Below are 18,907 nucleotides of genomic sequence, written 5' to 3' on the forward strand. Positions count from 1 at the left end.
ACGCTTGTACGAATATTCCTCTGCCTGGCGGTAACACTATCAGGCCATCGTCAGCAGCGGGATAGCAAGAATCCGGTGATGGATGTTCGCCAACGGCCGCAACGGGCTTCGCGAACGTGAAAGGGCTACAGCCTGTTCGGCCGATTGGTAAGAAGCGAGAGCCCATGAAAGTGGATCTCTGCTACTCGACTTATAGCTAGGTCTTACGTCGGTTGACCCTAAAAAAAGCCAACACGGGTCAACAACGCCTCATAAGGGTGCGACTGGACTCACGCTCCGACACAACAAGAGCAAAACTGGAGGTTTGAATGAAGATGTTGAAATCCACCCTGGCCGTCGTGACTGCAGCCGCAGTGCTTGGCGTCAGTGGGTTCGCTCAGGCGGGCGCGACCCTGGATGCAGTGCAGAAAAAAGGTTTCGTACAGTGCGGCGTCAGCGATGGTTTGCCGGGTTTCTCGGTACCGGACGCTACTGGCAAGATCCTCGGCATCGATGCTGACTTCTGCCGCGCAGTGGCCGCTGCCGTTTTCGGCGACGCGAACAAAGTGAAATTCAGCCAGCTGAACGCCAAAGAGCGTTTCACCGCGCTGCAATCCGGCGAAATCGACATTCTGTCGCGCAACACCACCATGACCAGTTCGCGCGATGCGGGCATGGGCCTGAAATTTCCAGGCTTCATTACCTACTATGACGGCATCGGCTTCCTGGTGAACAACAAGCTGGGCGTCAAAAGTGCCAAGGAACTGGACGGTGCAACCATCTGCATCCAGGCCGGTACCACCACCGAGCTGAACGTTTCCGACTATTTCCGCGGTAACGGTCTGAAATACACCCCGATCACCTTCGACACCTCCGACGAAAGCGCCAAGTCGCTGGAATCCGGTCGTTGCGACGTACTGACCTCCGACAAGTCCCAGCTGTTCGCCCAGCGCAGCAAGCTGGCCGCGCCGAAGGACTACGTGGTTCTGCCGGAAACCATTTCCAAAGAGCCATTGGGCCCGGTCGTGCGTAATGGCGACGACGAGTGGCTGGCTGTAGTGCGCTGGACTGGCTACGCCATGCTCAACGCTGAAGAAGCCGGCATCACTTCGAAAAACGTCGAAGCCGAAGCCAAAGCCACCAAGAACCCGGACGTCGCTCGTATGCTCGGCGCTGACGGTGAATACGGCAAAGACCTGAAGCTGCCTAAAGACTGGGTCGTTCAGATCATCAAGCAAGTCGGTAACTACGGCGAAGTGTTCGAGAAGAACCTTGGCAAGAGCACTCCGCTGGAAATTGACCGCGGGCTGAACGCTCTGTGGAATAACGGCGGCATTCAATACGCACCACCAGTGCGCTGATGGTTCTATCACCCGGCGGGCCAACCGCCGGGTGATGTTCTGTTCCATTACATCCGGGGCACTTCATGCAAAATTCAATCGGCGCACCAAAGCAGAGGTTCAGCCTCAGCGATCCAAAAGTGCGTGCGTGGGTATTTCAGATCGTCACCATCATTGGTGTGGTCTCGCTGGGCTGGTTTCTGTTCGACAACACGCAGACCAACCTTGAACACCGGGGCATTACCTCCGGCTTCAGCTTTCTGGAGCGCAGTGCCGGTTTCGGCATCGCTCAAACCCTGATCGATTACACCGAATCGGACAGTTACGCCCGGGTTTTTGTCATCGGTCTGCTCAATACGCTGCTGGTGACATTTATCGGTGTGATCCTGGCGACGTTGCTCGGCTTCATTGTCGGCGTGGCACGCCTGTCGAAGAACTGGATCATTGCCAAACTGGCGACGGTGTACGTGGAAGTTTTCCGTAACATTCCGCCGCTGCTGCAAATCCTGTTCTGGTATTTCGCGGTATTCCTGACCATGCCGGGGCCGCGCGCCAGCCACAACTTCGGTGACACGTTCTTCGTCAGCAGCCGGGGCCTGAACATGCCGGCCGCGCTGGCGTCGGAAGGTTTCTGGCCGTTTGCAGCAAGCGTCGTTATAGCCATTGTTGCCATCGTGATGATGTGCCGCTGGGCCAATAAACGTTTTGAAGCGACCGGCGTACCCTTCCACAAATTCTGGGTAGGCCTGGCGCTTTTTCTGGTGATTCCAGCGCTGTGCGCCTTGATCTTCGGCGCGCCGGTGCACTGGGAAATGCCCGAGCTCAAAGGCTTCAACTTCGTTGGTGGCTGGGTGCTGATTCCGGAACTGCTGGCGCTCACGCTGGCGTTGACCGTGTACACCGCGGCGTTCATCGCCGAGATCGTGCGTTCGGGCATCAAGTCGGTCAGCCACGGCCAGACCGAAGCGGCGCATTCGCTTGGCCTGCGCAACGGTCCGACCCTGCGCAAGGTGATCATCCCGCAAGCCATGCGCGTGATCATCCCGCCGCTGACCAGCCAATACCTGAACCTGGCGAAAAACTCCTCGCTGGCGGCCGGTATCGGTTACCCGGAAATGGTCTCGCTGTTTGCCGGCACGGTGCTCAACCAGACCGGCCAGGCGATCGAAGTGATTGCCATCACCATGAGCGTGTACCTGGCGATCAGTATCAGCATTTCCCTGCTGATGAACTGGTACAACAAGCGCATTGCGCTGATCGAGCGGTAAGGAAAAGCGCATGAGTACTCATATTTTCAAACCTGACATGCCGCCACCGAATCGCAGTATCGGGGTCGTGGCGTGGATACGCGCGAACATGTTCTCCAGCTGGCTCAACACGCTGCTGACCCTGTTTGCGTTTTACCTGATCTATCTGGTGGTCCCGCCGATCCTCGGCTGGGCGATCATCGACGCCAACTGGATCGGTACCAGCCAGGCCGACTGCACCAAGGAAGGCGCCTGCTGGGTGTTCATCCAGCAGCGTTTCGGCCAGTTCATGTATGGCTACTACCCGGTGGACATGCGCTGGCGCGTGGACCTGACCGTGTGGCTGGCAGTGATCGGCGTGGCGCCGCTGTTCATTTCGCGCTTCCCGCGCAAAGCCGTGTACGGCCTGAGCTTCCTCGTGCTTTACCCGATCATCGCGTGGTGCCTGCTGCACGGCGGCGTGTTTGGTCTGAGCACCGTGGCGACCAGTCAGTGGGGCGGCCTGATGCTGACCCTGGTGATTGCGACAGTGGGCATTGCCGGCGCATTGCCGCTGGGGATTGTCCTGGCGCTGGGCCGTCGTTCGAACATGCCCGCGATTCGCGTGGTCTGCGTGACCTTCATCGAGTTCTGGCGCGGCGTGCCGTTGATCACGGTGCTGTTCATGTCCTCGGTGATGCTGCCGTTGTTCCTGCCCGAAGGCATGAACTTCGACAAATTGCTGCGGGCACTGATCGGCGTGATCCTGTTCCAGTCCGCGTACGTCGCCGAAGTGGTGCGCGGTGGTCTGCAAGCGATTCCCAAAGGTCAGTACGAAGCGGCTGCTGCGATGGGCCTGGGGTACTGGCGCAGCATGGGCCTGGTGATCCTGCCGCAAGCCCTGAAAATGGTGATCCCCGGCATCGTCAACACCTTCATTGCGCTGTTCAAGGACACGAGCCTGGTAATCATCATCGGCCTGTTCGACTTGCTCAACAGCGTCAAACAAGCCGCAGCCGACCCGAAATGGTTGGGCATGGCCACTGAAGGCTACGTGTTCGCGGCCCTGGTGTTCTGGATTTTCTGTTTTGGTATGTCGCGCTATTCCATGCATTTGGAACGCAAGCTCGACACTGGCCACAAGCGTTAGGAGCGTAGTTTATGAGTGAAGCGATCAAACAGCCTGTGAGCCCTGAAGGCATTATTCAGATGCAGGGCGTAAACAAGTGGTACGGCCAGTTCCACGTCTTGAAAGACATCAACCTGAACGTCAAACAGGGCGAGCGAATCGTCCTGTGCGGCCCGTCGGGTTCGGGCAAATCGACCACCATTCGTTGCCTCAATCGTCTCGAAGAGCACCAGCAGGGGCGCATTGTGGTGGACGGCGTGGAGCTGACCAACGACCTCAAGCAGATCGAAACGGTGCGCCGCGAAGTCGGCATGGTGTTCCAGCACTTCAACCTGTTCCCGCACCTGACCATCCTGCAGAACTGCACGCTGGCGCCGATGTGGGTGCGCAAGATGCCCAAGCGCAAGGCCGAAGAAATCGCCATGCATTACCTGGAGCGCGTGCGCATTCCAGAGCAGGCGCATAAATTTCCGGGGCAGTTGTCCGGTGGTCAGCAACAGCGCGTGGCGATTGCCCGTGCGCTGTGCATGAAACCGAAAATCATGTTGTTCGACGAACCAACTTCGGCGCTCGATCCGGAGATGGTGAAAGAGGTTCTGGACACTATGATCGGTCTCGCCGAAGACGGCATGACCATGCTGTGCGTGACTCACGAAATGGGCTTCGCCCGAACCGTGGCCAATCGCGTGATCTTCATGGACAAAGGCGAAATCGTCGAGCAGGCGGCGCCGAATGACTTCTTCGATAACCCGCAGAATGATCGGACCAAGTTGTTCTTGAGCCAGATTTTGCATTGATGCGAGGCTGACTCGTATAGACAAACCCGGCCACGTGCCGGGTTTTGCTTTTTCTCGCTCAGGAAGCCGTGAGGGTTTGGTGCTCTTTATGCTCCGTATGTTCGAACCCCCTCAAGTCCGCACCTTCACCCAGTGATCTTACGTCAGCAAGCAAATGCGGATAACGGTCGAGCAGGCGCATCAGTAACACCAATGTTTTTGGGGGAAGTATTTCGCCACGCTCGTAACGAGAAAACGCGTTGTGCCCGCCACCAGACAGTACGTGTACCGCTTCTTTTTGCGTCAGATGCAGCTTGCGCCGGATTCGCTTCATCTCATCGCCAATCATCTGTCGTGCCGCCATCACCAATTCGTCACCCGCGTCCGAATGGCGCTCAGAACAGCTGTCGTCTAACTCCACCTCGCCACACATCTGGCATTCCCAGCCAGATAAATCATCTACGCGGCGCTCCATGCCTTTAACGGACATGGTCACGGCGCGACCCTCGAAATGGCGCATGCCTTCCTGGGCTCCGCAGCTAAAACATTGCTGGGTTTTCATTGGGATTTCTCCTTGAAGGAGATTATCGGTGGGCCACCGCCGGGGCGATATGTCACCTTGATATAAATCTCCAAACCGAATGAGTTGATGTGATAAACATCCTGCCAAACGCGATGATCAGCGTAGGTGGTCATCGATTTGTACAGCATCCTTCCCTGTAGTTCGAAAATGACCGTCAGCATTTCCTCGATGTTTAAACCAAGAATCTGGCCGTCGTTTTTAGCCGTACTGGTGAATGCTTTGCTTCCAAGTCGCCGGACATCGGCCTTGATCACCGCCAAGTCGTAATGAGGCGTGTTCTTTTCCATAAGAAGTCGTTTACCCTGTCCCTGAAATTACCCTTAAAGGGTAATTTTGACTAGTCGAAAATATCGCTCCTTTCCCTGCTCATACACCCTAGACGGTTGCCGTCCTACGCGAAGCTGACTAACATGTCAGAAAATTCATCCTATGATTGGATGAAAGGGCGAATTCCATGTCAGACATTTCTCCACTCGTTAAACGCTCCCTGGTCGACCAAGCGCTGGATCAGCTTCGCCTGAGAATCAATCAAGGTGCCTGGGTTGTCGGCCAGCGACTGCCCACCGAACCCGAGTTGTCGGCAGAGCTGGGCATCAGTCGCAACACCGTGCGCGAAGCGATGCGCGTGTTGGCATTTTCCGGATTGATCGAGATTCGCCAGGGAGACGGCAGTTATCTGCGGGCGGTGGTTGACCCGCTCGACACCGTGAAAGCGTTGTCGCGCTGCTCTGCCGAACAGGCGCGCGAGACGCGGCACATCCTTGAAGTCGAAGCGATCGGCCTCGCTGCGTTGCGCCGCACGGATGAAGATTTGCATGCGCTGCGCGAGGCGCTTGGCGTCAGCGGCAGCCATTACCACGGCGACCTCGACACTTATATCGCCTGCGATTTGGTGTTCCACCGCCGGTTGGTAGCCGCCGCGCACAACCCGGCGCTCAGTGAGCTGTATGGCTATTTTTCCAGCATTGTCGGTGCGCAATTGCGCCACTGCCTGAACATTACACCCCGACGCCAGGAAGTGTTCGACCTGCATATCGAATTGCTTGATGCCGTCGAACAACGCGACCCCGAACGGGCCAAAGCCCTGTCGAGGCAGTTGATCAATGAACCTTGAAACCGAGAAATCCATGTCCAGTAATACGCAACAAAACAAGCGCACAGCTGAGCTCGAAGAGCTGCTGATTGATGCCGAAGCCGATGACGACGAAGTCCAGCAACGCCCCCCGTTACTGCGCCGCCCGTGGCTGCTGTTGCTGGGCCTGATCCTGGTGGCACTGAACCTGCGCCCGGCACTGTCGAGCATGGCACCGATGCTCAGCGACATCTCCAAAGCCCTCGGCTTGTCCGCCGCTCAGGCCGGTTTGCTGACCACGCTGCCGGTGCTTTGCCTGGGTCTGTTTGCACCGCTGGCACCGATCCTCGCGCGCCGTTTCGGTGCCGAGCGGGTCGTACTGGGGATTCTTCTGACGCTGGCCGCCGGGATCATCGTGCGCAGCTCGTTTGGTCAGATCGGCCTGTTTGCTGGCAGCGTAATGGCCGGGGCCAGTATTGGCGTGATTGGCGTATTGCTGCCGGGCATCGTCAAACGTGACTTCGCCAAACACGCCGGGACCATGACCGGGGTTTACACCATGGCCCTGTGTCTGGGCGCCGCCATGGCAGCGGGCGCGACCGTGCCGTTAAGCGAGCATTTCGACCATAGCTGGGCGCTGGGCCTTGGCGTCTGGGTGATTCCGGCCGTGGTCGCGGCGATCTTCTGGTTGCCCCAGGTCGGACCGAAACACGGTGCGCATCAAGTTGCGTATCGCGTTCGCGGATTGTTGCGCGATCGACTGGCCTGGCAAGTAACCTTGTACATGGGCCTGCAATCGTCGCTGGCCTACATCGTTTTCGGCTGGTTGCCGTCGATCCTGATCGGCCGCGGACTGACGCCGACTCAGGCCGGTCTGGTGCTCTCGGGATCAGTGATCGTGCAACTGGCGAGTTCTCTGGCCGCACCGTGGCTGGCCACGCGCGGCAAGGACCAGCGCCTGGCAATCGTGGTGGTCATGGCGCTGGTTCTCGCCGGCCTGTTCGGTTGCCTGTATGCACCGATCGAAGGGTTGTGGGGCTGGGCAATTATTCTGGGCCTGGGGCAGGGCGGCGCATTCAGCCTGGCGCTGACGTTGATCGTGCTGCGCTCGCGCGATTCCCACGTCGCCGCCAACCTGTCGGGCATGGCCCAGGGCTTCGGCTACACGCTCGCGTCCATGGGGCCATTCGCGGTCGGGATTGTGCATGACTGGACCGGTGGATGGTCCGCCGTCGGCTGGATTTTCGGCGTGATCGGCCTCGCCGCGATCGTTGCCGGTCTTGGCGCAGGGCGTTCATTGTATGTCCAGGTAGAAAGCGAAAAGATCTGAGGTTCACGCACCCTCGGTATTCGGTCCACGAATGCCGATAGTGTTGCGTGTGTTTGCAGACTATCGTGCAGGCAATAGAGCCCAACCCTTCGCAATCACAGAGCCTGACCATGAGCGAAACCCACGACGCCTTGATCACCCGTTTCTACCAAGCCTTCCAACGACTGGATGCCGAGGCCATGAGCGCTTGCTACACCGACGACGTGGTGTTCAGCGACCCGGCCTTCGGCGAATTGCGCGGACGTGATGCCGGCGACATGTGGCGCATGCTGACCACCCGCGCGAAGGACTTTTCCCTCACGTTCGACAATGTACGCAGCGATGAACGCACGGGCGGCGCGCATTGGGTGGCGACTTATCTGTTCAGCCAGACCGGCAACACCGTGGTCAACGACATACAGGCGCGGTTCGTCTTTCGCGACGGCAAGATCTGCGAGCACCATGACCATTTCGATCTGTGGGCCTGGTCGCGGCAGGCGCTTGGCTTCAAAGGTTTGCTGCTGGGCTGGACGCCGTTGGTCAGAAACGCTGTTCGCGCCCAGGCATTGAAGGGGTTGAGGGCATTTCAGGCCGCTCGCTGATAAGATCGCCACTTGTCCGGATCAAACCTTAATCGTCACGTGAAAACCCTCAGCCACTCTTCCGTTCTTGCCGCCGAGGCGCCGCCGGTCAGCAAACCCTGGTTTGTGTACCTCGTTCGGGCAGCCAATGGCTCGCTGTATTGCGGGATCAGCGACGATCCCGTGCGCCGTTTTGCCACGCATCAACGTGGCAAGGGCGCGCGATTTTTCCTCTCCAGCCCGGCAGTGGCGCTGGTCTACACCGAAGCCTGCTGCGATAAAAGTGAAGCGCTGCGCCAGGAACGCCTCATCAAAAAACTCAAGAAAAGCGCCAAGGAATGTCTGGTGGCCAGCGCCGCTGGCGTCTTATCAATCTGACTGATCAGTTCCCATCAGGCAGATCTGTAGGCTGCTACCGATTTGCGCGCTAAGCTGCGGACTCTTATTCCAGCGGCGGAGCCGAGCATGTCCGAGTTGATCCTTCATCATTACCCGACGTCCCCGTTCGCCGAAAAGGCGCGCCTGCTGCTGGGCTTCAAAGGCTTGTCCTGGCGATCGGTAAAAATTTCACCGGTGATGCCCAAACCTGATCTGACTGCATTGACCGGCGGCTATCGCAAAACGCCGGTGTTGCAGATAGGCGCCGATATTTACTGCGACACCGCACTGATTGCGCGTCGGCTGGAACAGGAAAAAGCCTTGCCGGCGTTCTTCCCCGAAGGCCAGGAAATGATCGTCGCCTCGTTCGCGGCGTGGGTCGATTCGGTGGTGTTCCAGCATGCTGTCAGCCTGGTGTTCCAGCCGGAATCAGTCGCGGTGCGTTTCGCCAGTTTGCCGCCGGAAGCGATCAAGGCGTTTTTGGCCGATCGCGCCGGTCTGTTCAGCGGTGGCAGTGCCACCCGGTTGTCGGCCGAGCAGGCGCGGCATCAATGGCCGACGATCATGATGCGTCTGGAGCAGCAGCTGCAGCGTGAGCAGGGTGACTTCCTGTTCGGCGCGGCGTCAATTGCCGACATTGCGCTGGCTCATCCGCTGTGGTTCCTCAAGGCGACGCCGGTGACTGCCCCGTTGGTTGATGCTTATCCTGCGGTGTCAGCGTGGTTCGCCCGGGTGATGGGTTTCGGCCATGGCGCTGCGAGCGAGATGACCGCCGAGGAGGCGCTGCAAGTGGCGCGCAATGCGACGCCGACGGCCTTGCCGAATGAGCATTTTGCAGAGCCGAACGGCTTTGAGTCTGGCCAGCAAGTTACGATTGCCGCAACCGATTACGGGGTTGACCCGGTGGCCGGCGAATTGCTGTTTGCGGGGAGTGAAGAATTGATTCTGCGTCGCGAGGACGAGCGCGGCGGTGTGGTGCATGTGCACTTCCCGCGGTTCGGGTTTCGTATCGAGGCTTGCTGATTGACACTTGGTCGAGGCCTGGTGATTCACACCTGGTAGAAGCTTGCTGATTGACACCTGGTCGAGGCTTGGTGACTCACATCTGGTCGTGGCTTGGTGATTCACATTTACTTGTGGCGAGGGGGCTTGCCCCCGTTGGGCTGCGAAGCGGCCTCAAGCTTTGCGACCGCTTCGCGCTCGAACGGGGGCAAGCCCCCTCGCCACAGGGGTTGTGTGAGGCAAACGGATTATTTCAATGCCGCGAGGATGGCATCGGGGTCATAGCCGCGAATCAATGTGCCATTCACATCAATGATCGGAATTCCACCACCGCCCAGGGCCTCATAGGCCTTGCGCGCGTCAGTGTTCTTTTCGATATCGAATTCCTGATACGGAATGCCTTTCTGATCAAGAAAGCGCCGGGTCAGCTTGCAGTAGCCGCACCACTCAGTGGCGTACAGCACGACGTTGGCTTTGGCCTGAGTCTGTTCCGACACCACTTGCGAGGGGTTAAACAACCGCTCGATTTTGCCCCAATTCTGGTAAATCACCACTACCAGCAAAATCAGCAGGATTTTCTTCAAGACCCCGGTCAGCATCAGTTGCGCCGCTTCAGCTGATCGGTCAGCTGCGTAGGAAGGCCTTTGATAATCAAGGTGCCAGCTTCCTCGTCGTATTCGATCTTCGAGCCCAGCAGGTGCGCTTCAAAGCTGATCGACAGGCCTTCGGCGCGACCGGTGAAGCGGCGGAACTGGTTGAGGGTGCGTTTGTCCGCCGGAATCTCCGGGGACAGGCCGTAATCCTTGTTGCGGATGTGATCGTAAAAGGCCTTCGGACGTTCTTCGTCGATCAGCTCCGACAACTCCTCCAGACCCATGGGCTCACCCATCTTTGCCTGACTGCTGGCGTAATCGACCAGGGTCTTGGTTTTTTCCCGGGCGGATTCTTCCGGCAGGTCTTCGCTTTCGACGAAGTCACTGAACGCCTTGAGCAGCGTGCGGGTTTCGCCCGGGCCGTCGACGCCTTCCTGACAGCCGATGAAATCGCGGAAGTACTCCGAAACCTTCTTGCCGTTCTTTCCTTTGATGAACGAAATGTACTGCTTGGACTGCTTGTTGTTCTGCCATTCCGAAACATTGATCCGGGCGGCGAGGTGCAGTTGGCCCAGATCGAGATGGCGCGAGGGCGTGACGTCGAGCTCGTCGGTCACTGCAACGCCTTCGCTGTGGTGCAGCAGGGCGATCGCCAAGTAATCGGTCATGCCCTGCTGGTAATGGGCGAACAGCACGTGGCCGCCCACTGACAGGTTCGACTCTTCCATCAACTTCTGCAGGTGTTCCACCGCCACACGGCTGAAGGCGGTGAAATCCTTGCCGCCGTCGAAATACTCCTTCAGCCAGCCGCTGAACGGATGCGCACCGGACTCGGCATGGAAGAAACCCCAGGCCTTGCCTTGTTTGGCGTTATAGCTTTCGTTGAGGTCGGCGAGCATGTTTTCGATGGCGCTCGACTCGGCCAGTTCGGAGTCGCGGGCATGAAGAACTGCAGGTGTGCCGTCGGGTTTTTTGTCGATCAGGTGGACGATGCAATGACGGATCGGCATGGGCTTCTCGGCTGATTGAAGAGAGGAGGGCGTGCTCCCCGAAAAAGCGCCCAGTGTACCGCAATCTTTGGGCATGACAGGCCGACGGATTGGCGCGCTCAATGCAGGCGTTGCGGAAGGGTGCGATCTTTCGATGTTATAACCAGATCAACAGATCGCAGCCTTCGGCAGCTCCTACAGGGCACGCTTAGTCCAATTCCAGCTCGCGCGGCACTGCTTATGCAGTTTTTTCCCGGTTTGGAGCAATAAAGCTGATCAAATGGGCAGCTAGAAGCGGATATTTCCCCGTCTCTGTGCTAGTTTTGCCCGGTCTTGCGCGAAGTCACTGCGTAAAGCGTGCATTCAGCATTTGTCAGGTCGAACCAAACCCTGATTTCGGCATCTATAACCCCGATCCCGTGGTTATTGGCCGAGGGTGCCAGATCCAGAAGATCCGGCTCGATGGCTGACACTGCACTCTGCAATCCATATGAATTTGATAGGGAAGGAACACTACATGGCTCTTACTAAAGACCAACTGATCGCCGACATCGCTGAAGCTATCGACGCGCCAAAAACCACCGCGCGTAACGCTTTGGACCAACTGGGCCAAATCGTTGCTGATCAGCTGGAAAACGGCGGCGAAATCACTCTGCCAGGTATCGGCAAACTGAAAGTGACTGAGCGTCCTGCCCGTACTGGCCGTAATCCTTCGACTGGCGCAGCCATCGAAATCGCTGCCAAAAAAGTTATCAAGCTGGTTGTGGCCAAAGGCCTGACTGACGCTGTTAACAAGTAAGACACATTAGAAAAAACCGTGCGCCGGAGTGATCCGGGCACGGTTTTTTTGTGTCTGTGATTCAGCGATTGACCTGCAAACATCTAAACCCATGTGGGAGCGAGCCTGCTCGCGAAAGCGATCTGACAGTCAACATTGATGTGACTGATCAACCGCTTTCGCGAGCAGGCTCGCTCCCACATTGGATTTTCACAGGTCAGAAATAGCTTTACTCAGCTTTTACGCGCCCAGCGCTCGCGCCATACCTGCTGCTCGGATTTGGTCTGGAAGGTCCAGGCCACAAAGCGACTCTTCTTCTGTCCCTGAGACATTTCCACTACCTGGCTTTCCAGCACGCCAGCCTTTTTCAAAGCGATCTCGATGGCCGGCAGATTGGAGGCTTTCGACACCAGCGTGCTGAACCACAACACCTTGTGCTGGAAGTGCGCGCTCTCGGCGATCAGCTGGGTGACGAAGCGTGCTTCACCGCCTTCACACCAGAGCTCAGCGGATTGACCGCCGAAGTTCAGCACCGGTAGCTTGCGCTTGGGGTCGGCGCGGCCTAGAGCGCGCCACTTGCGCTCGCTGCCTTTGGTTGCCTCGTCCATCGAGGCGTGGAACGGCGGGTTGCACATGGTCAGGTCGAAGCGTTCGCCCGGTTCCAGCAAACCCAGCAGAATGTGCTTCGGATTGCTTTGCTGACGCAACTGAATGGCTTTGTTCAACCCGTTCGATTGCACAATGGCCTTGGCAGCGGCCACAGCGGTCGGATCGATTTCCGAGCCGAGGAAGTGCCAGCGGTAATCGCTGTAGCCGATCAATGGGTAGACGCAGTTGGCGCCCATGCCGATGTCGAGTACCTTGACCGGCGCACCGCGCGGGATCTCGCCCTCGTTGACGCTGGCCAGCAGGTCAGCCAGGAAGTGCACGTAGTCGGCCCGGCCCGGTACTGGTGGGCAAAGGTAGTCCGCCGGAATGTCCCAATGGGCAATGCCGTAGAACGACTTGAGCAGCGCCCGGTTGAACACGCGCACGGCGTCCGGGCTGGCGAAGTCGATACTTTCCTTGCCATACGGATTGATGATCACGAACTTCGCCAGTTCCGGCGTGGTTTTGATCAGCGCCGGGAAGTCGTAACGACCCTGATGGCGATTGCGCGGGTGCAGGCTGGCCTTCTCGCGCGGCTGGGCGGCGTTGGCCGGGGTCGCGGATTCGGGCTTCTTGCGCGCAGGGCGGGGAGTGCGGGGGGCGTTCATGGGCGTGGTCGATTCGGGTATGGCTGAAAGTGGCGGGCATTGTCCCACATTCAAGCATTTTGAACTCAATACCTGTGGGAGCGGGCTTGCTCGCGAATGCGATTTAACATTCAACATTGATAATGACTGACTCATCGCCTTCGCGAGCAAGCCCGCTACCACAGGGGGATTGCGGCGATTGGACAAAAAAAGGGAGGCCATTTCGGGCCTCCCTTTTTTATTGCGATTTTCCGTTACAGACTGGCAATCCGCGCATGCTGCTCCGCCAGCTTGCCCAAAGCCTGTTCGGCTTCAGCCAGTTTGGCGCGCTCCTTCTCGATGACTTCGGCCGGGGCCTTGTCGACGAAGCCGGCGTTGGACAGCTTGCCGCCCACGCGCTGAACTTCACCCTGCAGACGCAGGATTTCCTTGTCCAGACGTGCCAGTTCGGCGTCCTTGTCGATCAGGCCGGCCATCGGCACCAGCACTTCCATCTCGCCCACCAGTGCGGTAGCGGACAGCGGTGCCTCTTCGCCAGCAGCCAGCACAGTGATCGATTCCAGACGCGCAAGCTTCTTCAGCAGCGCTTCGTTCTCGCTGAGACGACGCTGATCTTCGGCGCTGACGTTTTTCAGGAACAGGTTCAGCGGCTTGCCCGGCCCAATGTTCATCTCGGCGCGGATGTTGCGCGTGCCAAGCATCAGCGTCTTCAGCCACTCGATATCGTCTTCGGCGGCTGGATCGATGCGCGCTTCATTGGCCACCGGCCAAGGTTGCAGCATGATCGTCTTGCCTTCGATACCGGCCAGTGGCGCGATGCGCTGCCAGATTTCTTCGGTGATGAACGGCATGAACGGATGCGCCAGGCGCAACGCAACTTCCAGCACCCGAACCAGTGTACGGCGGGTGCCGCGCTGGCGTTCGACCGCAGCGTTCTCGTCCCACAGCACCGGCTTGGAGAGTTCCAGGTACCAGTCGCAATACTGGTTCCAGATGAACTCGTACAGCGCTTGTGCTGCCAGGTCGAAGCGGAACTGGTCGAGTTGACGGGTTACTTCGGCTTCGGTGCGTTGCAGTTGCGAGATGATCCAGCGATCCGCCAGCGACAGCTCGTAAGCCTCGCCGTTCTGGCCGCAATCTTCGCCCTTGTCCAGCACGTAACGCGCGGCGTTCCAGATCTTGTTGCAGAAGTTGCGATAGCCCTCGACGCGACCCATGTCGAACTTGATGTCACGACCCGTGGACGCCAGCGAGCAGAACGTGAAGCGCAGGGCATCGGTGCCATAACTGGCGATGCCGTCGGCGAACTCGTCGCGAGTCTGCTTCTCGATCTTCTTCGCCAGTTTCGGCTGCATCATGCCGGAGGTGCGTTTCTGCACCAGATCTTCCAGCTCGATACCGTCGATGATGTCCAGCGGGTCCAGGACGTTGCCCTTGGACTTGGACATCTTCTGGCCCTGGCCATCACGCACCAGACCGTGCACATAAACGGTCTTGAACGGAACTTGAGGGGTGCCGTCTTCGTTCTTCACCAAGTGCATGGTGAGCATGATCATCCGGGCAACCCAGAAGAAAATGATGTCGAAACCGGTGACCAGCACGTCAGTGGAGTGGAATTTCTTCAGGAACTCGGTCTGCTCAGGCCAGCCCAGGGTGGAGAAGGTCCATAGCCCGGAGCTGAACCAGGTGTCGAGCACGTCATTGTCCTGTTGCAGCGCAACGTCCGGGCCGAGGCTGTGCTTGGCGCGCACTTCGGCTTCGTCGCGACCGACATAAACCTTGCCCGACTCGTCATACCAGGCCGGAATCCGGTGGCCCCACCACAGTTGACGGCTGATGCACCAGTCCTGGATGTCACGCATCCACGAGAAGTACATGTTTTCGTACTGTTTCGGCACGAACTGGATGCGGCCGTTTTCAACGGCGGCGATTGCAGGCTCGGCCAACGGCTTGGTGGACACGTACCACTGGTCGGTCAGCCACGGCTCGATGATGGTGCCGGAACGGTCGCCTTTCGGCACTTTCAGGGCGTGATCGTCAACGCTGACCAGCAGGCCCGCGGCGTCGAATGCCGCAACAATTTGCTTGCGGGCTTCGAAACGGTCGAGGCCGGCATATTCGGCCGGAATCTTGCCATCGACGCTTTCGTTCAGCGTACCGTCGAGGTTGAACACCTGGCAGGCCGGCAGGACGGCGGCGTTCTTGTCGAAGATGTTCAGCAGCGGCAGGTTGTGGCGCTTGCCCACTTCGTAATCGTTGAAATCGTGGGCCGGGGTGATTTTCACGCAGCCGGTGCCGAATTCCGGATCACAGTAATCGTCGGCGATGATCGGGATGCGGCGGCCCACCAGCGGCAGCTCGACAAATTTGCCGATCAGGGCTTTGTAGCGTTCATCGTTCGGGTTAACCGCCACGGCGGCGTCGCCAAGCATGGTTTCCGGGCGCGTGGTCGCGACGATCAGGTAATCGTTGCCTTCAGCGGTCTTCACGCCATCAGCCAGCGGATATTTCAGGTTCCACAGGAAGCCCTTCTCGTCGTGGTTTTCCACTTCAAGGTCGGAAATCGCCGTGTGCAGCTTGGTGTCCCAGTTGACCAGGCGCTTGCCGCGATAAATCAGGCCGTCTTCGTGCAGACGCACAAAGGCTTCCTTGACCGCTTCCGAGAGGCCGTCGTCCATGGTGAAGCGCTCGCGGCTCCAGTCCACGGACGAGCCGAGGCGGCGGATCTGCCGGCTGATATTGCCGCCGGACTGATCCTTCCATTCCCAGATTTTCTCGAGGAATTTTTCGCGACCGAGGTCGTGACGGCTCTGGCCCTGAGCTTCGAGTTGGCGTTCCACCAGCATTTGCGTGGCGATACCGGCGTGGTCGGTGCCCGGCTGCCACAGGGTGTTGCGACCCTGCATGCGGCGGAAGCGGATCAGGGCGTCCATGATCGCGTTGTTGAAACCGTGACCCATGTGCAGGCTGCCGGTGACGTTCGGCGGCGGGATCATGATGGTGTAGGACTCGCCCGCGCCTTGCGGGGCGAAGTAATTCTCGGACTCCCAGGTGTTGTACCAGGAAGCTTCAATGGCGTGCGGCTGGTAGGTCTTGTCCATGCGCGGCGGGACCCTATTGGCAGTAATTCAGGAAAAGCCGATGAGTATAGCGGGGCACGCGGCGCAGGGCGAGCAGGGGTGGACAGGGCGCGTCATCCATTTCAGCGCGAACACTGTAGGAGCTGCCGCAGGCTGCGATCTTTTGATCTCCATCTTTTTCGGGTTGAAGATCGAAATCAAAAGATCGCAGCCTGCGGCAGCTCCTACAGTGCCGAGGTGGGGTCTATTCGTACTGGCTGAGCAACCGCTCCATCCGCGCCGCCAGTCGGCGTTTGATTTCGGTTTCAATGTGCGGCGCAAAATCGTCGATCACGTCTTGCATGATCAATTGCGCGGCGGCTCGAAGTTCGCTGTCCAGATGCAGCAGGTCGTCGGGATTCTTGCTTGTAGCCTGTGCCGGTTGTCCCGCAGAAGCGGGCACGGGTGGTTCGATGGTGGGCTGGGAGGCACTGACCGAATCGAACAACATCGGAATCTGTTCCTGCTCATCATCTTCGACCGTGTCGGTCAGCAGCGGCGGTTGCAGGTTGTCATCGCCGAGCAGTTGGCGGATCGACTCAAGGTCGTCCAGCAGGTGCGTGGGCTTTTGCAGCGGTTTTGGAGTGTCCATCGGAATGCTCAGAGTCGCTGTAAACGGTGATCTTGCAAAGAATAGCCTTGTTCGCGGTAGAAGCGAAAACTCTCCCGCGCGGCCGTGCGAATCGCCGGGTCTTCAACCACCACTTCCGCCACGCGGGCGAAGCGTTGGGCAAAGGCCGGGACTTTCAGGTCCAGGTTGACCAGAAGATCCTGGTGCTCACCGCAGTCATCGCCAAGGCCCAGCACGATCAAACTGCCAGGCTCGCTTTCTGCGGGGCCATGGGGCACGAAACTTTCGCCCTTGAAGGTCCACAGGCGCGCATCGAGATCGTCACGCTGGGCGGCATCGCTGCAATGCAGGTAGATGCGATGGCCCATGCGCCAGGCTTTTTCGGTAAGTTTGCAGGCGAAATCCAGCCGCGCCGAGGGGTTGGCGCTGGGCAGGATATAAAAGTCGACTTGGGTCATTGCGGTTCCTGAGCCCTCAGCGGCGTCACATCAGCGACGCCGCCGCAGGTCATCGGTTTCAGGCTTTGGCGCGGTCCAGCAGGTATTGGGTCAGCAGGGGAACCGGGCGGCCGGTGGCGCCTTTGTCCTTGCCGCCGCTGGTCCATGCGGTGCCGGCGATGTCCAGGTGCGCCCAGTTGAGGTTCTTGGTAAAGCGCGAGAGGAAGCACGCGGCGGTAATGGTCCCGGCTTTTGGCCCGCCGATGTTGGCGATGTCGGCAAACGGGCTGTCCAGTTGTTCCTGATATTCATCAAATAGCGGCAACTGCCAGGCGCGATCGTCGGCCACCTGGCCGGCGCTCAGCAGTTGGCCGATCAGCTCGTCGTTATTGCCCAGCAGGCCGGAGGTGTGCGCACCAAGGGCAACGACGCATGCGCCGGTCAAAGTGGCGATGTCGATCACTGCTTGCGGCTTGAAACGTTCCGAGTAAGTCAGGGCATCGCACAGCACCAGACGGCCTTCGGCGTCGGTGTTGAGGATTTCCACGGTCTGGCCGCTCATGGTGGTGACGATGTCACCCGGGCGCGAAGCATTGCCGCTCGGCATGTTCTCGGCGCAGGCGAGAATGCACACCAGGTTGATCGGCAGTTTCAGTTCGAGCACGGCGCGCAGGGTGCCGAAGACGCTTGCCGCGCCGCCCATGTCGTACTTCATTTCGTCCATGCCGGCGCCCGGTTTCAGGCTGATGCCGCCGGTGTCGAAGGTGATGCCCTTGCCGACCAGCGCGTATGGCTTCTCGGATTTCTTGCCGCCGTTGTACTGCATGACGATCAGGCGTGGCGGCTGGTCGCTGCCCTGGCCGACGGCGTAGAACGAGCCCATGCCGAGGTCTTTGATCTTCTTCTCATCGAGGACTTCGACTTTCAGGCTTTTGAATTCCTTGCCGAGGTTCTTCGCCTGCTCGCCGAGGAACGTCGGATGGCAGATGTTCGGCGGCAGGTTGCCCAGGTCGCGAGTGAACGCCATACCGTTGGCGATTGCGGTCGCATGGGCGACAGCGCGCTCGACTTCGGCCTGAGCAGCCTTGATGGTCACCAGGGTGATTTTCTTCAGGGCGCGGGGTTCGGCTTTCTGGCTCTTAAAGCGATCGAACGTGTATTCGCCGTCGACCAGTGTTTCAGCGAGCAAACGGGTTTTGCCGTAGCTGTCGCGACCCTTGATTACCACTTCATCCAGCGCCAGTACGGCATCGCTGCCGCCCAGGCCTTTGAGGGTGTTGAGGATGCCGGCGACTATTTTACGAAACGGACGGTCGGACAGTTCTTCATCCTTACCCACGCCCACCAGCAGCACGCGCTCGGCTTTGAGGTTTGGCAGGCTGTGCAGCATCAGGCTTTGCCCGACTTTGCCGGCCAGGTCGCCACGCTTGAGCACAGCGCTGATCGCACCGCCGCTCAGATCGTCGAGTTGTCTGGCAACCGCGCCAAGTTTGCGGCCTTCGCCAACGGCGACGACCAGGGTGGCAGTCTTCAACGTTTCTGGGCTAACGCTTTTTACAACCAGTTCCATGTCCGGGTCCCTGAATTAATGGTCAACACGCAAGTGTCTGAACTTGCTTATAAACAGAAAGACGCAGGACACGGCCTGCGACAAAGGCCGCAGTTTGAACCTCGCTACCGGCGCCTGACAACCCTCGGCTGCACGATCTTCAACCCATTGACTGCCTGCGTAACTATCCGCAGTGACAGGCGCACCCAATCACAGGATAATGCGCCAACTTTTTTCGGCGGCCCTGGCTTGCGGGTCGCC

Annotated in this window: 19 protein-coding genes; 10 read left to right on the plus strand and 9 right to left on the minus strand. The window is 58.9% G+C overall.

Annotation, left to right across the window (positions count from 1 at the left end; translation table 11 throughout):
• Window positions 1-308: 308 nt before the first annotated feature.
• From F8N12_RS11985 to F8N12_RS12000, 4 genes are all read left to right on the plus strand, one after another.
• Window positions 309-1,340, plus strand: coding sequence for an amino acid ABC transporter substrate-binding protein (locus F8N12_RS11985; RefSeq protein WP_150580620.1), 1,032 nt, complete (start codon window positions 309-311; stop codon window positions 1,338-1,340).
• Window positions 1,341-1,405: 65 nt separating this feature from the next.
• Window positions 1,406-2,587, plus strand: a complete 1,182-nt coding sequence (locus F8N12_RS11990; protein WP_150580621.1) for an amino acid ABC transporter permease — start codon at window positions 1,406-1,408, stop codon at window positions 2,585-2,587.
• 10 nt (window positions 2,588-2,597) lie between these two features.
• Window positions 2,598-3,695, plus strand: a complete 1,098-nt coding sequence (locus F8N12_RS11995; RefSeq protein ID WP_150580622.1) for an amino acid ABC transporter permease — start codon at window positions 2,598-2,600, stop codon at window positions 3,693-3,695.
• An 11-nt stretch (window positions 3,696-3,706) separates the two neighbouring features.
• A complete protein-coding gene (locus tag F8N12_RS12000) occupies window positions 3,707-4,471 on the plus strand; it encodes an amino acid ABC transporter ATP-binding protein (RefSeq protein WP_092272917.1) in 765 nt (254 codons plus the stop codon).
• A 58-nt stretch (window positions 4,472-4,529) separates the two neighbouring features.
• Here the strand turns inward: F8N12_RS12000 and F8N12_RS12005 are convergent, their stop codons facing one another.
• On the minus strand, window positions 4,530-5,012 hold the full coding sequence (locus F8N12_RS12005; RefSeq protein WP_150580623.1) for a type II toxin-antitoxin system MqsA family antitoxin: 483 nt from the start codon (window positions 5,010-5,012) through the stop codon (window positions 4,530-4,532).
• Entirely contained in the window at window positions 5,009-5,320 is a 312-nt protein-coding gene (locus tag F8N12_RS12010) for a type II toxin-antitoxin system MqsR family toxin (protein WP_150580624.1), read from the minus strand. The genes F8N12_RS12005 and F8N12_RS12010 overlap by 4 nt, the downstream gene beginning before the upstream one ends.
• Window positions 5,321-5,487: 167 nt before the next feature.
• Here F8N12_RS12010 and F8N12_RS12015 point away from each other — a divergent pair, with 167 nt between their 5' ends.
• The 5 genes from F8N12_RS12015 (at window position 5,488) to F8N12_RS12035 (ending at window position 9,396) form a co-directional block, all read left to right on the plus strand.
• Window positions 5,488-6,147, plus strand: a complete 660-nt coding sequence (locus F8N12_RS12015) for a FadR/GntR family transcriptional regulator (RefSeq protein ID WP_150580625.1) — start codon at window positions 5,488-5,490, stop codon at window positions 6,145-6,147.
• Window positions 6,137-7,435, plus strand: coding sequence for a CynX/NimT family MFS transporter (locus F8N12_RS12020; RefSeq protein WP_150580626.1), 1,299 nt, complete (start codon window positions 6,137-6,139; stop codon window positions 7,433-7,435). The genes F8N12_RS12015 and F8N12_RS12020 overlap by 11 nt, the downstream gene beginning before the upstream one ends.
• A gap of 110 nt (window positions 7,436-7,545) precedes the next feature.
• Window positions 7,546-8,016, plus strand: coding sequence for a nuclear transport factor 2 family protein (locus tag F8N12_RS12025; protein ID WP_150580627.1), 471 nt, complete (start codon window positions 7,546-7,548; stop codon window positions 8,014-8,016).
• 39 nt (window positions 8,017-8,055) lie between these two features.
• Window positions 8,056-8,373 carry a GIY-YIG nuclease family protein gene (locus F8N12_RS12030; RefSeq protein WP_150580664.1) on the plus strand — a complete coding sequence of 106 codons (318 nt, stop codon included), beginning with the start codon at window positions 8,056-8,058 and terminating at the stop codon, window positions 8,371-8,373.
• 87 nt (window positions 8,374-8,460) lie between these two features.
• Window positions 8,461-9,396 carry a glutathione S-transferase family protein gene (locus tag F8N12_RS12035; RefSeq protein ID WP_150580628.1) on the plus strand — a complete coding sequence of 312 codons (936 nt, stop codon included), beginning with the start codon at window positions 8,461-8,463 and terminating at the stop codon, window positions 9,394-9,396.
• Between the two features lie 227 nt (window positions 9,397-9,623).
• Here the strand turns inward: F8N12_RS12035 and F8N12_RS12040 are convergent, their stop codons facing one another.
• Together F8N12_RS12040 and yejK are read right to left on the minus strand one after the other, a co-directional pair.
• A complete protein-coding gene (locus F8N12_RS12040) occupies window positions 9,624-9,974 on the minus strand; it encodes a glutaredoxin family protein (protein WP_150580629.1) in 351 nt (116 codons plus the stop codon).
• Window positions 9,974-10,978 carry a nucleoid-associated protein YejK gene (yejK, locus tag F8N12_RS12045; RefSeq protein ID WP_150580630.1) on the minus strand — a complete coding sequence of 335 codons (1,005 nt, stop codon included), beginning with the start codon at window positions 10,976-10,978 and terminating at the stop codon, window positions 9,974-9,976. The genes F8N12_RS12040 and yejK overlap by 1 nt, the downstream gene beginning before the upstream one ends.
• 496 nt (window positions 10,979-11,474) lie before the next feature.
• Here yejK and F8N12_RS12050 point away from each other — a divergent pair, with 496 nt between their 5' ends.
• Complete coding sequence (locus F8N12_RS12050; protein WP_007905514.1) at window positions 11,475-11,756, plus strand: HU family DNA-binding protein; 282 nt, start codon at window positions 11,475-11,477, stop codon at window positions 11,754-11,756.
• Between the two features lie 212 nt (window positions 11,757-11,968).
• Here the strand turns inward: F8N12_RS12050 and rlmF are convergent, their stop codons facing one another.
• From rlmF to F8N12_RS12075, 5 genes are all read right to left on the minus strand, one after another.
• A complete protein-coding gene (gene rlmF, locus F8N12_RS12055; protein ID WP_150580631.1) occupies window positions 11,969-12,991 on the minus strand; it encodes a 23S rRNA (adenine(1618)-N(6))-methyltransferase RlmF in 1,023 nt (340 codons plus the stop codon).
• Window positions 12,992-13,224: 233 nt separating this feature from the next.
• Complete coding sequence (locus tag F8N12_RS12060; protein ID WP_150580632.1) at window positions 13,225-16,071, minus strand: valine--tRNA ligase; 2,847 nt, start codon at window positions 16,069-16,071, stop codon at window positions 13,225-13,227.
• A 223-nt stretch (window positions 16,072-16,294) separates the two neighbouring features.
• Window positions 16,295-16,681: a DNA polymerase III subunit chi gene (locus F8N12_RS12065; RefSeq protein ID WP_150580633.1), complete on the minus strand. Its 387-nt coding sequence runs from the start codon at window positions 16,679-16,681 to the stop codon at window positions 16,295-16,297.
• Window positions 16,682-16,689: 8 nt separating this feature from the next.
• Entirely contained in the window at window positions 16,690-17,118 is a 429-nt protein-coding gene (locus tag F8N12_RS12070) for a DNA polymerase III subunit chi (protein WP_150580634.1), read from the minus strand.
• A 58-nt stretch (window positions 17,119-17,176) separates the two neighbouring features.
• Window positions 17,177-18,667 carry a leucyl aminopeptidase gene (locus F8N12_RS12075; RefSeq protein ID WP_150580635.1) on the minus strand — a complete coding sequence of 497 codons (1,491 nt, stop codon included), beginning with the start codon at window positions 18,665-18,667 and terminating at the stop codon, window positions 17,177-17,179.
• Between the last annotated feature and the right edge of the window lie 240 nt (window positions 18,668-18,907).

The organism is Pseudomonas fluorescens (assembly GCF_902497625.1).
In the GTDB taxonomy this organism is placed as follows: Bacteria; Pseudomonadota; Gammaproteobacteria; order Pseudomonadales; family Pseudomonadaceae; genus Aquipseudomonas; species Aquipseudomonas fluorescens_BQ.

Coding starts and splice junctions, on each gene's coding strand:
- F8N12_RS11985 (WP_150580620.1), top strand. CDS start 309: ATGAAGATGTTGAAATCCACCCTGGCCGTCGTGACTGCAGCCGCAGTG.
- F8N12_RS11990 (WP_150580621.1), top strand. CDS start 1,406: ATGCAAAATTCAATCGGCGCACCAAAGCAGAGGTTCAGCCTCAGCGAT.
- F8N12_RS11995 (WP_150580622.1), top strand. CDS start 2,598: ATGAGTACTCATATTTTCAAACCTGACATGCCGCCACCGAATCGCAGT.
- F8N12_RS12000 (WP_092272917.1), top strand. CDS start 3,707: ATGAGTGAAGCGATCAAACAGCCTGTGAGCCCTGAAGGCATTATTCAG.
- F8N12_RS12005 (WP_150580623.1), bottom strand. CDS start 5,012: ATGAAAACCCAGCAATGTTTTAGCTGCGGAGCCCAGGAAGGCATGCGC.
- F8N12_RS12010 (WP_150580624.1), bottom strand. CDS start 5,320: ATGGAAAAGAACACGCCTCATTACGACTTGGCGGTGATCAAGGCCGAT.
- F8N12_RS12015 (WP_150580625.1), top strand. CDS start 5,488: ATGTCAGACATTTCTCCACTCGTTAAACGCTCCCTGGTCGACCAAGCG.
- F8N12_RS12020 (WP_150580626.1), top strand. CDS start 6,137: ATGAACCTTGAAACCGAGAAATCCATGTCCAGTAATACGCAACAAAAC.
- F8N12_RS12025 (WP_150580627.1), top strand. CDS start 7,546: ATGAGCGAAACCCACGACGCCTTGATCACCCGTTTCTACCAAGCCTTC.
- F8N12_RS12035 (WP_150580628.1), top strand. CDS start 8,461: ATGTCCGAGTTGATCCTTCATCATTACCCGACGTCCCCGTTCGCCGAA.
- F8N12_RS12040 (WP_150580629.1), bottom strand. CDS start 9,974: ATGCTGACCGGGGTCTTGAAGAAAATCCTGCTGATTTTGCTGGTAGTG.
- yejK (WP_150580630.1), bottom strand. CDS start 10,978: ATGCCGATCCGTCATTGCATCGTCCACCTGATCGACAAAAAACCCGAC.
- F8N12_RS12050 (WP_007905514.1), top strand. CDS start 11,475: ATGGCTCTTACTAAAGACCAACTGATCGCCGACATCGCTGAAGCTATC.
- rlmF (WP_150580631.1), bottom strand. CDS start 12,991: ATGAACGCCCCCCGCACTCCCCGCCCTGCGCGCAAGAAGCCCGAATCC.
- F8N12_RS12060 (WP_150580632.1), bottom strand. CDS start 16,071: ATGGACAAGACCTACCAGCCGCACGCCATTGAAGCTTCCTGGTACAAC.
- F8N12_RS12065 (WP_150580633.1), bottom strand. CDS start 16,681: ATGGACACTCCAAAACCGCTGCAAAAGCCCACGCACCTGCTGGACGAC.
- F8N12_RS12070 (WP_150580634.1), bottom strand. CDS start 17,118: ATGACCCAAGTCGACTTTTATATCCTGCCCAGCGCCAACCCCTCGGCG.
- F8N12_RS12075 (WP_150580635.1), bottom strand. CDS start 18,667: ATGGAACTGGTTGTAAAAAGCGTTAGCCCAGAAACGTTGAAGACTGCC.